A 13,746-nucleotide genomic window follows, 5' to 3' on the forward strand; every position below is an offset into this window, starting at 1 on the left:
GTCAACGCAGCCAAGGCGCAGTCCATGCCCAAGGACAACATCCAGCGCGCCATCGACAAGGCAAGCGCGGCAGATGGCGAGAATTTCGAAGAAGTCCGCTACGAAGGCTACGGCCCCGGTGGCAGCGCGATCATCGTCGAGGCGCTGACCGACAACCGCAACCGCACCGCCACCGCCGTACGCACCGCCTTCAGCAAGAATGGCGGCAATCTCGGCACCGAAGGCAGCGTCGTCCACGGGTTCGAGCGGCTCGGCCTCATCGTCTATCCCGCCGATGCGGGTAGCGAGGACAAGGTGCTGGAAGCCGCGATGGAAGCGGGGGCAGACGACATCGTCTCGTCCGAAGACGGCCACGAGATCTGGACCGCGGCGGACGATCTCCATCAGGTGGCGAGCGATCTCGAAAAATCGCTCGGCGAGGCCGAAACGGTCAAGCTCGCCTGGAAGCCCAATCTCACCGTCGACATGGACGAGAAGGATGCGGGCACGCTTCTGAAACTGATCGATACGCTGGACGACGATGACGACGTCCAGACCGTGTGGGGCAATTACGACATTTCTGACGAGGTGATGGAGAAGGTGGGCTGATCCTCTCCGCTACGGCGAGGGCGTGGCCGTGGTGATCCTCGGCCTCGACCCCTCGCTCAGCTGCACTGGCTGGGGCGTGGTTCGTGCCGAAGGATCGCGCATCGCGCATTGCGCCAACGGCCAGATCAAGACCGATGCGAAGGCGCCGATGGCCCAGCGGCTGGCGGCACTCCAATCGGGCCTGAGCGCAATCATCGCCGATCATCGCCCCGACCGCGCGGCGGCGGAGGAAATCTTCGTCAACAAGAACCCGCAATCCACCTTGAAGCTCGCCCAGGCGCGCGGTGTGGTGCTGGCGGCCTGCGGTCTTGCCGGCCTCGCCGTGAACGAGCACGCTGCCCGGCTGGTCAAGAAAGCGGTGGTCGGCACGGGCGGGGCGGACAAGGCGCAGGTTCAGGCCATGCTCAAGATCCTGCTGCCAGGCGCGACCATCGCGGGCGCGGACGCAGCCGACGCGCTGGCCGTCGCTATCGCCGACGCCCATCTGATCCGAAGCGCCTAACTTTCCAATTTGGAAATTATTCTTTTGCCGGATTGGAAAGTCGTGCTATCTGTATTTCCGAGCTGGAAAGTGAAGGAATACGAGATGGCAGACCGCACTGATCCTCGCGACGCGCTGGCCGCGATCGAGCGTACCGAAGGCAGGTTGGCGACGCGCATGCACTGGCCGCTCCACCGCCATGCGGCGGCGGGAGTGTTGCAGGCGCTGTTCGTTGTCGCTTGGGCGCTGCCCCTGCCTTATATGGGCGCGCTGTTCGCCGTCGCCGTGGCGATGATGACGCTGATCGCTGAAGCCGATCGCAAGCGCGACGGCATGTTCGTCAGCGGCATGGTCTCGAAATCGGGGATACCGGCGATCGTGGTCGCGATCGCGCTGACATTGGGCGGGATTGCGGCGGTGACTTGGTTCGCGGGTGGCCCCGGCATGTGGCATATCGCTGCGGTTCCCGTGGCGATTGTGGTGGCGGTGGGCGTTACTTTGGCGAGCCTTTGGTGGGAAAAGCTCTATCAAGCCGAATTGCGGCGGGAGCAGGCGGCATGAGCGGCGGGCTCGACATGGTATTGCACCCGCCTGCGCGCCTCCAGATTGCGGCCATGCTGGCGCGGGTTGACGACGTCGAGTTCGCGGTCATCAAAGATGTCGTCGAGATCAGCGATTCGGTTCTCTCCAAGCACTTGTCCGCGCTGGCCGAGGTCGGCTACGCCAAGGTCGCAAAGGGTAAGCGCGACGGGCGGCAGCGTACCTGGGCTTCGCTGACGGCCAAGGGTCGCAAGGCATTCGCTGCGCACATGGCCGCCCTCCATCGGCTGGCCGAGGCCGCGGCCGACGCTGTTCCGGCCTGATAGCCGCCATACAGCGGACGGAAGTACTATGATTTACCTTTACGGCATTCCCAATTGCGACAGCATCAAGAAGGCGCGCCGCTGGCTCGATGGGAAAGGGCTCGACCACACTTTCCTCAACTTTAAGAAGCAAGGTGCTGACCGCGCGACGGTCGAAAAGTGGGCCGACCGCTGCGGCTGGGAAAGCCTGCTCAACCGGCGCGGCACGACGTTTCGCAAGCTGGACGAGAGCGACAAGGTCGATCTCGACCGCGAAAAGGCGATCGACCTCATGCTGCAACACACCAGCCTGATAAAGCGGCCCATAGCCGAGCACGAGGACGGGCAGCGCACGCTGGTCGGCTTCAACGAAAGCGAGTGGGAGAACGCGTTTTGCTGACACGGGCGTTGCTGAAATGGGTGGGGGCCGCGCTTGCGGCGCTGGCGCTTCTGCCGACGCCGCTCTTTGCGCAGGATGCGATGCTGGTCATCGCCCATCGCGGCGCGAGCGGGGAACGGCCCGAGCACACGCTGGCGGCCTATGAGCGCGCGATCGATCAGGGGGCGGATTATATCGAGCCGGACCTTGTGGCGACCAAGGATCTGGTCCTCGTCGCCCGGCACGAAAACGAATTGTCCGGCACCACGGACGTTGCGAGCCGCGAGGAGTTCGAGGATCGCCGCCGGACCAAGGAGGTGGACGGCCAGCGGGTGGCGGGCTGGTTCGCGGAGGATTTCACGCTCGCGGAATTGCGGACGCTCCGCACGAAGGAGCGCATCCCCTCGCTGCGGCCTGCCAATGCGCGCTTCGACGAGCTGTACCCGGTGCCGACCTTCGACGAGATTGTGGCGCTGGTGCGCGCGAAGGAGGTCGAGACCGGGCGGCGGATAGGGCTTTATCCCGAACTGAAGCATCCTACGTTTCTGTTGCAGAATGCCGGGATCGACATGGTCGATCTGATGGTCGCAGCGTTGCGGCGTCACGATCTCGACGATGCGGACGACATGGTGTTCGTCCAGATCTTCGAAGTCGAACCCCTGCGGCGCCTCGACAGCCTCGTCGAAACGCCGCTGGTCCAGCTCGTCGGGGCGGAGGGCGGCCCTGCCGACACGCCAGCGCTGCGCTATGCCGACATGGTTGCGCCGAGCGGCCTTGCGGACATCGCGACCTATGCCGATGCGATCGGGGCCGATCTGCGCGTGCTGCTGACGGATGACGGACGATCCAGCGGCGTGGCGCAAGCGGCGAAGGCGGCCGGGCTGAAGGTCCATGCCTGGACCTTGCGCAAGGAAAACGCCTACCTGCCGCCTCCGCTGCGCCGAAACGGCGGGGATGCCGGACGCGGCGATATCTGCGGGCTTTACGGTCTGCTGCGCGTAGCGAGTGTCGACGGGGTTTTTACCGACGATCCTGGGCTTGTGGAGGCGTGTCGCGTCGATGAATGATGCAACGCGACGAGAGCCTCACCCGCGCCGCGCGGTGACGATGTAGTTCAGCGCCAGATCGCTCGACAGATGCAGGCCCTTGGCCGGCGAGAAGGCGATGCCGCGCGGCTCGCCCATCGTCAGCCCGGCAGCGGCGAGCAATTGCGAGAGGTCTTCGGGCGCGATGAAATCGTCCCAGTCATGCGTACCGCGGGGGATCAGGCCTGTGGTTTCGGCAGCGCCCACCATCAGTACGCGCGACTTCAGGGTGCGGTTGGGCGTCGAAAGGATCAGCAGGCCCTCCGGCGCCAGGCTCTCGGCCAATTGGTGCACGAAGGCGCCCTTGTCCGCGACATGCTCGATCACTTCGAGACAGGTAACGAGATCGAACTGGCCGAGATCGAGATCGGCCAGCTCGCCCGCCATATAGCGGATATCGAGCCCACTGCCTGCGGCATGATGCGCGGCGGCAGCGGTGTTTTCCGGCGCCGCATCGACGCCGGTGACATCGGCGCCCAGCCGCGCCAGCGGCTCGCACAATAGCCCCGCGCCGCAGCCGACATCGAGCGCGCTCTTCCCGTCCAGCGGATGGCGGGCGCGTACATCGCCGCTCCAGTGAAGGTCGATCGCCTCGCGCACGAAGCCCAGCCGCACCGGATTGAGGCGGTGGAGCATGGCGCTCGACCCCTTGGGATCCCACCAATCGCGGGCCAGCGCGCCGAAATGCGCAGCCTCGTTTGGCCGGATGGTCTGACCGCCCGTTGGGGCCTGCGAAGGAAACGTTTCCGAAACCGGGATTGCATCGCTCATGCCTGCTGCCGTAACAGCCCGGCGAAACGGTTTCCAGCGGGAGGCGCAGGGCTTGGCTCGCATCGTGATGAAATTCGGCGGCACCTCGATGGCGGGGACGGAGCGTATTCGGCGCGTCGCCAATATCGTGCGCCGTCAGGCGGCTGACGGCAATCAGGTCGCCGTGGTCGTGTCCGCGATGGCGGGCGAGACCGATCGGCTGGTCAATTTCTGCCGCGAGGCGAATGCGCTGTACGATCCGGCGGAATACGATGTCGTCGTTGCAAGTGGGGAGCAGGTGACGAGCGGTCTGCTTGCACTGACGTTGCAATCGGTCGGCTGCAAGGCGAGGAGCTGGCTCGGCTGGCAATTGCCGGTCCGCACGATCGAAGCGCATGCCAAGGCCCGGATCGACGATATCGACGGGGATGCCTTGGTGTCAGCGATGGAGGCGGGCGAGATCGCGGTGATCCCCGGTTTCCAGGGCGTGTCGGACGATGGCCGTATCACCACGCTGGGCCGGGGCGGATCGGACACGTCGGCCGTGGCGGTGGCCGCCGCGATCGGAGCGGATCGCTGCGACATCTACACCGATGTGGACGGGGTCTATACCACCGATCCGCGCATCGTCGCCCGCGCGCGCAAGCTGAAGGCGGTGACGTACGAGGAAATGCTGGAACTGGCGAGCGTGGGTGCCAAGGTGCTCCAGACCCGCTCGGTCGGGTTGGCGATGAAGGAAGGGGTGCGCGTGCAGGTGCTCTCCAGCTTCGTCGACGACGATGCGACTCCGGCTGACGAATACCCCGGCACAATGATCGTGTCCGAGGAAGAAATGAACGAACTGGTGGAGAAGGGCGAAATGGAACGCCAGCACGTGACCGGCATCGCGCACGACAAGAACGAGGCCAAGATCATCCTCACTCGCGTGCCCGACAAGCCGGGTGCGGTGGCGCATATCTTCGACCCGCTGGCCAAGGCCGCGATCAATGTCGACATGATCATCCAGAACGTTGGCCGCGACAAGGGCGAGACCGACGTGACTTTCACCGTCCCCATGGCCGACCTCGCGCGCGCGCAGGCGCTGCTGGAGGACAAGCGCGGCGATATCGGCTTCAACCGCATCATCACCGACAGCCATATCGCCAAGATTTCGGTCGTCGGCGTGGGGATGAAAAGTCATGCGGGTGTTGCCGCGACGATGTTCCGCTCGCTCGCCGATCGCGGGATCAACATCCAGGCGATCACCACGTCCGAAATCAAGGTCAGCGTAATGATCGACGAGGACGAGACCGAACTGGCGGTGCGCGTGCTGCACACCGCCTATGGGCTGGATGCGCCGGACAATCCGGCGGACTAAAGCCGCTCAGGCGGCGTCCTGCTTCGCGTCGTATAGATCCTGCGCTCGCAGGATCGCGGGCATGTTCTCTTCGGCCCAGCGCAGGACCGGACATACACGCTCGGTAAGGGTCTCCCCCATCACGGTCAAAGCGTATTCGACCGAGACCGGCACGCTCGGCGTCACCGTGCGCGTCAGCAAACCGTCGCGTTCGAGCCGCTTGAGAACCTGCGAAAGCACTTTTTGCGAAATTCCCGCGATGTCGCGTCGCAGTGCGTTGAAGCGGCGCGGCCCTTCGGCGAGGCGGCGCAGGATCAGAAGCGCCCATTTGTCGCCGACATGGTCCAGCACGGCGCGGGCCGGGCATTCGCTGCTGTAGACGCTGAAACCCTGCATCTGCGCATCGTCCGCATCGTCCGTGGGTTTCCGCATGGTTACCATGTCACTCACAAGTGCTCTCTTTCGCGATTTCCTGAGCGATCTATCTAGCGGCTCGCACACTGGTTTCCAAACGAAACCTGCAATCATCGCGAAACCCAAGATAGGAGTACGATCATGACCCAATCCAGCGAACCGAGCATCGCAGTCCTCTTCCATTCCGGTTACGGCCACACCGCCGCCGTGGCGCAGCATGTCGCAAACGGCGCGGGGGCGGGTGCGCGCCTTGTAACCATCGATGCCGAAGGGAATCTGACGGACGAGGACTGGCAGGCGCTGGATGCAGCCGATGCCATCGTCTTCGGCGCGCCGACCTATATGGGTAATGTCAGCTGGCAATTTAAAAAGGTCGCCGATGCGACTTCGGGGCGCTGGATGGCGGGGGCCTGGAAGGACAAGATTTTCGGCGGCTTCACCAATTCGGCGAGCCCATCGGGCGACAAGCAGGTATCGCTGATCGCGATGCAGACGCTCGCTTCGCAGCATGGCGGCATCTGGATCAGCCTCGGAATCCCGCCCGCCAATCAGAAGGCGTCCAGCCATGACGATCTGAACCATCTCGGCGGATCGGTCGGGGCGATGATCCGATCGCCGGCCGATGCCGCAGTAGAGGAGATTTTCACCGGCGATCTTGCGACGGCGGAAACATACGGCCGCCGTATCGCAGACTTCGCCGAGCGCCTGCGCCCTGCCGCGTAAGCGCGGGCTTGCACGCCAGGCTCCGGTGGTCGAAAGACGGCACGAACGCCGCGATCGGCCACCGGAGATATGTAGCCATGGCTCACACCGCCAAAATCCTCCTGCTCGGTTCGGGCGAGCTGGGGCGCGAATTCGTCATCTCGGCGAAGCGGCTGGGGGCGCATGTGGTGGCCTGCGACGCCTACGATAACGCGCCCGCCATGCAGCTCGCCGATGCGCGCGAGGTGTTCTCGATGCTCGATGCCGAGGCGCTGCGGCGCGCGGTCGAAACGCACGGGCCCGATTATATCGTGCCCGAGATCGAAGCGATCCGGACCGAGGTGCTGGCAGAGCTGGAGCAGGAAGGTTTTACCGTGGTGCCGAGCGCGCGCGCCGCGCAGCTGACCATGAACCGCGATGCGATTCGCGATCTGGCGGCGCATGAGCTGGGCCTCAGGACGAGCGCCTATCGCTACGCCAAGAACCTGGAAGAGGTCCGCGCCGCCGCCGCCCACACCGGGTTTCCCTGCGTGGTGAAGCCGGTCATGTCCTCGTCCGGCAAGGGCCAGACCACAGTCAGGGATGAAAATGGGTTGGAAGCGGCCTGGGATTACGCCGTCGCCAATATGCGCGGCGACCGGAGCCGCGTCATCGTCGAGCAGTTCGTGGCTTTCGAATACGAGATCACGCTTCTGACCGTTCGCCACGAGGGCGGCATCAGTTTCTGCCCGCCGATCGGCCATCGGCAGGAACGCGGCGATTACCAGGAAAGCTGGCAGCCCATCGCCATGAGCGACGCGGCGCTCGAAAAAGCGCAGGACATGGCGCGCACCATCGTCGATGATCTCGGCGGTTATGGCCTGTTCGGCGTCGAATTCTTCGTCGCCAGGGCGGAGGACGGCGCGGAAGAAGTCATCTTTTCCGAACTGAGTCCTCGCCCGCACGATACCGGCATGGTCACGCTGGTCAGCCAGAACCTGACCGAATTCGACCTTCATGCCCGCGCCGTTCTGGGCTTGCCGGTGCCTGCGGAACTGCGTGCCCGTCCCGCCGCGAGCGCGGTCATCCTGGCCGAGCGGGACAGCGAGAGCCTGTCCTATGAAGGCCTGGCCGAAGCGCTTGGCCAACCGGGCACCGACCTGCGCATTTTTTCCAAGCCCACGAGTCGCCCCTATCGGCGCATGGGCGTGGCGCTGGCGACAGCGGGCGACACCGATACGGCCCGCGCCCATGCGCGCGCCGCCGCGGACAAGGTGCGGATCGTCTATGGCGACTGATTGCGTCTGACCGGGCTCAGCCGAAGAACAGGTCGATGGCGAAGCAGGTCGCTACGCCGACGACGATATTCATCGGCACGCCGATCTTGAGGAAGTCCGCGAAACGATAATTCGCCGCGCCATAGACCAGCGTATTGGTCTGATAGCCGATCGGCGTCGCGAAGCTCGCGCTGGCGCCGAACATCACGGCCACCACCATTTCACGCGGATCGGCACCGATCGCCTGCGCCAGCCCGATCGCGATCGGCGTCAGGATCACGGCGACGGCGTTGTTGGTGACGCTTTCGGTGAGCACGCTGGTCAGCGCATAGACCGCCAGCAGGATCAGCACGGGCGAGGAGGCGGTGAACAGAGGCTGGGCCCAGCGCACCAGCAGCTCCACGGTCCCGGCATTTTCGAGCGCCGTGCCGAAGGCCAGCATACCGAAGATCAGCACCAAAGTGTTCCCGTCGATCGCGCTCCACGCCTCTTCGGGTTCGAGGCAACGTGTTGCTAGGACGATGCCCGCGCCCAGCAGCGCCAGCGCCTGGATCGGCAGGGCGAACACGGCCGCAACCAGCACCACGGCGGCAAGCGTGGCGATGGCGATCGGCGCACGATCACGGCGGAACGCACGCGCAGGCGTCTGGGTCACGGTACCGAGCAGGACATTGGCCTGCAGGGCCTGGGTGGCGTCCTCTCCTGCCGCGATCAGCAGCCGGTCGCCCGCCCGCACGCGCACTTCTGCCAATTCGGGGCCGGCGACATGCCGGGGGCGCGACAGGCCGAGCACGCGTACGCGCAGCTTCGACAGCAGCGGGATATCGGCGAGGCGACGCCCGATGATCGGATGGGCCGACGATACGACCGCTTCGACCAGGGAAAGATCGCGCGGACGCTCCGGCCCTGCAGTGACCACTCCGCCGCCGACACCGGTCAATCCAGTGCGGAAATCGTACGCCTCCGCCAGCGAGGCGAGCTCGGCGGGGCTGGAGGAGACCACCAGCTGGTCGCCCGCGCCGAGGACATGCTCTTCGATATCGCCGCGCAGGATTTCACCCCCACGTTTCAGGCCGAGGATGCGCACGCCCGGACGGCGCGACAGCGCGATCTGTCCGATCGGCTGGCCGACCATAGGGCTGTCCGAAACCAGCGAAAGATGGGAGAGATAGACATCGCTTTCGGCCGCCTCGTCCAGCGCACGAGGCTGGCGGTCGGGCAGCAGACGTGGTCCGGCGACGACGAGGTAGAGGATCCCCGCCACACCAGCCCAGAGCCCCACGCCGGTGATCTCGAACATGGTGAAGGGTTCAAGACCCTGTTCTTGCGCCACGCCGTCGACAAGGAGATTGGTGGAGGTTCCGATCAGAGTCAGTGTGCCGCCGAGGATAGAAAGGTAGGAAAGCGGGATCAGCAGCCGCGTAGCGCCGATTCCCACCGCCTTGGCGAGGCGCTTGACGATGGGGATCATCACCAGGACGACCGGCGTGTTGTTCATGAAGGCCGATGCCACCACCGTGCCTGCACCGATTTCCGCAACCGCCAGCCGGGGTTTGCGCAGCGTGCGCCGGATCACCCAGCCCGCCACTTCCTCCAGCGCGCCGGTTCTCAGCAAGGCGCCGGACAGGACGAACATCGCTGCGATGGTGATCGGGGCCGGGTTCGAGAAGACCGCCAGCAATTCGTCCACCGAAAGAAAGCCCAGCAGCAGCATGGCGAGCGCGAAGGAGACCGCCAGCACGACCGGCGGCAAACGCTCCAGCGCAAAAGCGATGAAGAGGATCACCAGCATCGCCAGCCCGATTTCGGGGTGAAAGGGGGCAAGCGATTCGGGCAGGAGCGTCGGCATCTGCTCCGACAGCTATCCAAAAATAGCGAACGGGGAAGCGTTTTCGCCTATTCGCGGACGAAGAGAGTTTCTTGCTCCATCCATGACCAGCGCCTAATCGCGGTCCGATGAACGATTTTTCCAAGACTGCGCAGCTGATGCGCCGAGGCACCGATTTCCTGGGCAGCGAGACCGCGATCCTGTGCGGGGCGATGAGCTGGGTGTCCGAGCGCAACCTGGTTTCCGCCATATCGAATGCGGGCGGCTTCGGCGTGATCGCCTGCGGCGCGATGACGCCCGAGCTGCTCGACGCGGAGATCGCGGCGACCAGAGCGCTGACCGACAGGCCGTTCGGCGTGAATCTCATCACCATGCATCCGCAGCTCTTCGATCTGATCGGCGTGTGCGAAAAGCACGGCGTAACGCATGTCGTCCTCGCAGGTGGCATCCCGCCCAAGGGCAGCGTCGAGGCGATTAAGGGCGGCAAGAACCCCGCCAAGGTCATCTGTTTCGCGCCCACGCTGGCGCTGGCGAAGAAGCTGCTCCGCTCGGGCGCGGATGCGCTGGTGATCGAAGGCATGGAGGCGGGCGGCCATATCGGTCCGGTTTCGACCAGCGTGCTGGCGCAGGAAATGCTGCCCGAGCTGAGCGAAGAGCACCTGATTTTCGTTGCAGGCGGGATCGGGCGGGGCGAGACGATCGCGGGCTATCTCGAAATGGGCGCTGCAGGCGTCCAGCTGGGTACGCGCTTCGCCTGCGCTGTCGAGAGCATCGCCCATCCGGACTTCAAGAAGGCGTTTTTCCGCGCCAGCGCGCGCGATGCGGTCGCAAGCGTCCAGGTCGATGCACGGTTGCCGGTGATCCCGGTGCGCGCGTTGAAGAACAAGGGAACGGAGGCGTTCACCGCCAAGCAACGCGAAGTCGCCGATGTCCTCGATCGCGAGGAGATAGCGATGGCGGAAGCGCAATTGCAGATCGAGCATTACTGGGCGGGCGCGCTCCGCCGTGCCGTGATCGATGGCGATGTCGAAAATGGCAGCCTGATGGCGGGCCAGTCCGTCGGCATGCTGAAGGAGGAAGAGCCTGTGGCGGATATCGTCGCCAAGCTGATGAGGCAAAGCGAGGAGGCGCTCGCGCGCCGCTGAGACAGTGCTTGGCCGCCTCGCAGTGGATGTCGCGATCTATCGCGACCGGGTGCAGGTCACCGAGCGCAAGAGCGGCATATTCATCGACCAGCGCGCCGATCACCCCTTTTCGTCCGACACGCAATTGGTGGCCGACGCCACTCGTTTCGAACATGCGCTGTCCCACGCCTTGCGCCAGATCCTGAAGACCGGCGCCTATATGCTCTACGAACCGCGCGCCGTCGTCGGCCCCACCGATCCGGCGCTGACCCCGCCGGAGCGGGCTCTGGTGCGACGGGTTCTGCAGGATACTGGCTTTCGCCGGATCGAGTTCGAGGACGAGTGAAAAAGAAAGGGTCGGAGAACTGCTCTCCGACCCCCGAAGGTCCGGCTCCCGCCCGGAGTGAGGGCGCCGCTGCCCGGGTGCCCCTGCTTTGTGAGGTGACTGCGCCTGGTAGGGGGCGACGCAGGCCGCACTGAGCTGTTCGAGGTTTCCCGTTTTGAATGGAAGGGCGGCCCGCCCGACAAGGCGAGCCGCCCCAAGGCTTAGAACTTGAATTCCGCCCCGGCGTAGAAGAACCGTCCGACCGGACCGAAGGGCGATCCGCCTTCCGTACCGAGCAGATCCAGCGGCGGCAGCTTGTCGAACGCATTGTCGACTCCGGCGTAGAACGTGAAATCATCGTCCGTCGAGAAATCGACGCGGAAGTCGTGGTAGGTCACGTCGGGGTAATAGGTGAAGGGCGATGCGTCGGGATTGAGCGGCGGACGGCCCTGAACGCTGAAATAGGTCTCGTAATTGCCGAGAACCTGCTTGCCGATATATCGCATGCGGTATCCGAAATCGACAGTGTCGGTGGACAGGTTCGCAGAGAGCTGTCCCTGCCAGCGCGGATCGCCAAGTTCACCGAGCTGGCGATCGTAGAAGGTCTCGTCTGTGATGTCGGTGAAGTTGTTCCGCTTGATCACGTAGGACAGCAGGCCGCGCAGGCGCAGATCGAGGCCGTCGCTCAGTTCGGTGCGATACGACATGTCGGCATCGACACCGGACGTTTCCTGCTTGGCGAAGTTGAACGGCGCGATCAGAGCGGACGGCCCGGTCGGCGTCAGCGACACCGTAGTACCCGCCTGGATCACATTCTGCTGGCCCTGAAGGGTTCCGTTCGGATTGCGGAAGACAGCCGCGCAGTACTGGTTGTCGATTCCCGAGGGACTGTCATAGCACTGGTTGATAACCGCCTGGCCGCCCAGCGCGAAGATCACGTTGTCGATCGTGATGTCGTAGTAATCGACCGTCAGGGCGAAGCCCGGCAGGAAGCGCGGCTCAAACACGGCGCCGAAAGTCCAGCTTTCACTGCGTTCCTCGCGCAGGTTGGGATTGCCACCATTATTGGCCGAGATACCCGATGCGGTCACGTTGGTGAACGGTTCGGTCGTGCCGTTGAAGGTCTGCGTCGTCGGCACGCCCGCCGCTGCACAATTCGCGCTGCGGTTGGGATTGTCGTTAATGCGGTTCTGGCTGCACGGATCGACGAACCCGTTGATGAAGGTCTGGGTCGCGGCCGAGAACAGATCGCTCTGGGTCGGCGCACGGACCGCACGGGCATAGCCGCCGCGCAGTTTGAGATCTTCGACAGGCGCGTAAATCACGCTGCCGTTATAAGCCCATACGCCGCCCGTCTGACCGATATTGTAGTCGGAATAGCGCGCAGCGCCCGCAAGGCTCAGTTCCCGAATAAACGGGATGTCGGCCACGATCGGGATATTGATTTCGCCAAACGCTTCGGTGACCTTCTGCTTGGGCGGATCGAAATCGGCGATCGCGTTGAGGAAGGTGAGGCCGTTGCGGGTCGTTTCGTCATACGCGGCAAAGGCCGTCTGCTCGCGATATTCCCCGCCGATGACGAAGCCGATCGGACCGGCAGGCATTTCGAAGAACTGCGAGGTGTCACCGGCGACGAAAGCCGTGACGTCGAACAATTCTGCCTCCTGTACGCGGCTGGACGTGTAGAGGAAGTAGTCGAGCGCGGCCTGACTGACCTGGCCGTCACCGAACAGATTGACGGGAACGCAGGCCGGATCGTCATTCGTGGTCGAAGCGTCGGCATTGATGCGGCAGACGATCTGACCCGCGGCGTTGCGCGTCGCGTCGATGGCATTGGCGTAACGCGCGCGCAGCAGATTGCCTTCGGTTTCGTAGTAGGTATCGAGCTTGCCGTAATTGACCGCGACTTCGTAACGCCAGTCCTCATTGAAATCGCCACGCACCCCGCCGACGATCGAGTAGGTTTCGCGTTCGTGGTCCTCGCCGCGACCGCCGAAGTCGATGTTGAAACGCTGCGCGGTGAAAGTCGTCGCCGGATTGGCACGCTGGGCGGGGGTGAGAACGCTGTTGAGCGTCGCACGGGCCTGTGCGCTCAGGAACGGGTTGTCGATGCGGAAGCTGTTGTTGAAGAAGGTCGGCTGGCCCTCCTGATTGGCCGTCACCTTGACATAGCGCGCTTCGATGAAGGGATCGAAGGCGGGCGAAATTTCGAAATGGGCGAGCACGGTCGCCGAATAGCGTTCGAGGCCGGGCGACAGCATACCCGTCCGGCGCAATGTGGAACCCAGGCCGCCGACGCAATTGTTCGAACCGAAGACGCGCAGATCGGTGGTGCAAGGATTGGCAATCAGCGTGCCGTCGGGCTGGAAAACGAAGGTTCGGCCGAACTGGGCGAGCGCGTTGGAACTTCCTTGCACTGCGATGCCGGTGCAAGCCGTCGCCCGGCGCGCATTGAACTGCGCTGCCGTTTCGCCGATTGCCGCTGCCGTGGGGCAAGCTGCGGTAAAGAGGCCGCCATCGGAGATCGTGTTGTTGCGGATACCGTTCAGGAAAGACGTGTCCGGGATGCCGTTACCGGTCGAGGGCTCGGCAGCCCGAACGCCGAGCGTCGGATTGACGATCGGGCCGGTGAATTC

At 64.3% G+C, this 13,746-nt stretch carries 15 protein-coding genes; 11 read left to right on the plus strand and 4 right to left on the minus strand.

All coding sequences use genetic code 11. From position 1 onward, the window contains the following. The 6 genes from A3736_RS13225 to A3736_RS13250 form a co-directional block, all read left to right on the plus strand. Positions 1-588 (plus strand): YebC/PmpR family DNA-binding transcriptional regulator (locus A3736_RS13225; RefSeq protein WP_067683821.1); only part of this gene is annotated, 588 nt, incomplete at its 5' end. A gap of 28 nt (positions 589-616) precedes the next feature. Beyond that, the gene (gene ruvC / locus A3736_RS13230; RefSeq protein WP_067683850.1) at positions 617-1,090 is read left to right on the plus strand and encodes a crossover junction endodeoxyribonuclease RuvC; all 474 of its coding nucleotides are present in this window, start codon (positions 617-619) and stop codon (positions 1,088-1,090) included. A gap of 84 nt (positions 1,091-1,174) precedes the next feature. Next, the gene (locus tag A3736_RS13235; protein ID WP_156502123.1) at positions 1,175-1,630 is read left to right on the plus strand and encodes a hypothetical protein; all 456 of its coding nucleotides are present in this window, start codon (positions 1,175-1,177) and stop codon (positions 1,628-1,630) included. After that, on the plus strand, positions 1,627-1,932 hold the full coding sequence (locus A3736_RS13240) for a transcriptional regulator (RefSeq protein WP_067683826.1): 306 nt from the start codon (positions 1,627-1,629) through the stop codon (positions 1,930-1,932). Before A3736_RS13235 ends, A3736_RS13240 begins: the two co-directional genes overlap by 4 nt. A 28-nt stretch (positions 1,933-1,960) precedes the next feature. Then, entirely contained in the window at positions 1,961-2,311 is a 351-nt protein-coding gene (locus A3736_RS13245; RefSeq protein ID WP_067683828.1) for an arsenate reductase, read from the plus strand. Positions 2,312-2,391: 80 nt separating this feature from the next. Beyond that, on the plus strand, positions 2,392-3,357 hold the full coding sequence (locus A3736_RS13250) for a glycerophosphodiester phosphodiesterase family protein (RefSeq protein WP_082851491.1): 966 nt from the start codon (positions 2,392-2,394) through the stop codon (positions 3,355-3,357). Between the two features lie 18 nt (positions 3,358-3,375). Here the strand turns inward: A3736_RS13250 and ubiG are convergent, their stop codons facing one another. Further along, a complete protein-coding gene (gene ubiG, locus A3736_RS13255) occupies positions 3,376-4,146 on the minus strand; it encodes a bifunctional 2-polyprenyl-6-hydroxyphenol methylase/3-demethylubiquinol 3-O-methyltransferase UbiG (protein WP_067683831.1) in 771 nt (256 codons plus the stop codon). Between the two features lie 67 nt (positions 4,147-4,213). Here ubiG and A3736_RS13260 point away from each other — a divergent pair, with 67 nt between their 5' ends. Continuing rightward, complete coding sequence (locus A3736_RS13260) at positions 4,214-5,482, plus strand: aspartate kinase (RefSeq protein WP_197465606.1); 1,269 nt, start codon at positions 4,214-4,216, stop codon at positions 5,480-5,482. Positions 5,483-5,488: 6 nt separating this feature from the next. Here A3736_RS13260 and A3736_RS13265 read toward each other — a convergent pair whose 3' ends face one another. Beyond that, entirely contained in the window at positions 5,489-5,902 is a 414-nt protein-coding gene (locus A3736_RS13265; RefSeq protein ID WP_233999387.1) for a helix-turn-helix domain-containing protein, read from the minus strand. 114 nt (positions 5,903-6,016) lie between these two features. Here A3736_RS13265 and A3736_RS13270 point away from each other — a divergent pair, with 114 nt between their 5' ends. After that, on the plus strand, positions 6,017-6,598 hold the full coding sequence (locus A3736_RS13270) for a flavodoxin family protein (RefSeq protein ID WP_067683834.1): 582 nt from the start codon (positions 6,017-6,019) through the stop codon (positions 6,596-6,598). Between the two features lie 77 nt (positions 6,599-6,675). Continuing rightward, positions 6,676-7,854: a formate-dependent phosphoribosylglycinamide formyltransferase gene (gene purT / locus A3736_RS13275; RefSeq protein ID WP_067683836.1), complete on the plus strand. Its 1,179-nt coding sequence runs from the start codon at positions 6,676-6,678 to the stop codon at positions 7,852-7,854. Between the two features lie 16 nt (positions 7,855-7,870). On the opposite strand, the gene A3736_RS13280 is transcribed toward purT, so the two are convergent. After that, complete coding sequence (locus tag A3736_RS13280) at positions 7,871-9,682, minus strand: SLC13 family permease (RefSeq protein ID WP_067683839.1); 1,812 nt, start codon at positions 9,680-9,682, stop codon at positions 7,871-7,873. 107 nt (positions 9,683-9,789) lie between these two features. Between A3736_RS13280 and A3736_RS13285 the strand changes: the two genes are divergently transcribed. Then, positions 9,790-10,806 (plus strand): nitronate monooxygenase family protein, encoded by a 1,017-nt coding sequence (locus A3736_RS13285; RefSeq protein WP_067683842.1) that lies wholly within the window; start codon positions 9,790-9,792, stop codon positions 10,804-10,806. Positions 10,807-10,810: 4 nt separating this feature from the next. Then, on the plus strand, positions 10,811-11,131 hold the full coding sequence (locus A3736_RS13290; protein ID WP_067683844.1) for a hypothetical protein: 321 nt from the start codon (positions 10,811-10,813) through the stop codon (positions 11,129-11,131). Between the two features lie 200 nt (positions 11,132-11,331). Here the strand turns inward: A3736_RS13290 and A3736_RS13295 are convergent. Continuing rightward, positions 11,332-13,746: TonB-dependent receptor domain-containing protein (locus tag A3736_RS13295; RefSeq protein WP_067683847.1), on the minus strand; the 2,415-nt coding region annotated here is incomplete at its 5' end.

This window comes from Erythrobacter sp. HI0063, from assembly GCF_001635685.1.
Classification (GTDB): domain Bacteria; phylum Pseudomonadota; class Alphaproteobacteria; order Sphingomonadales; family Sphingomonadaceae; genus Qipengyuania.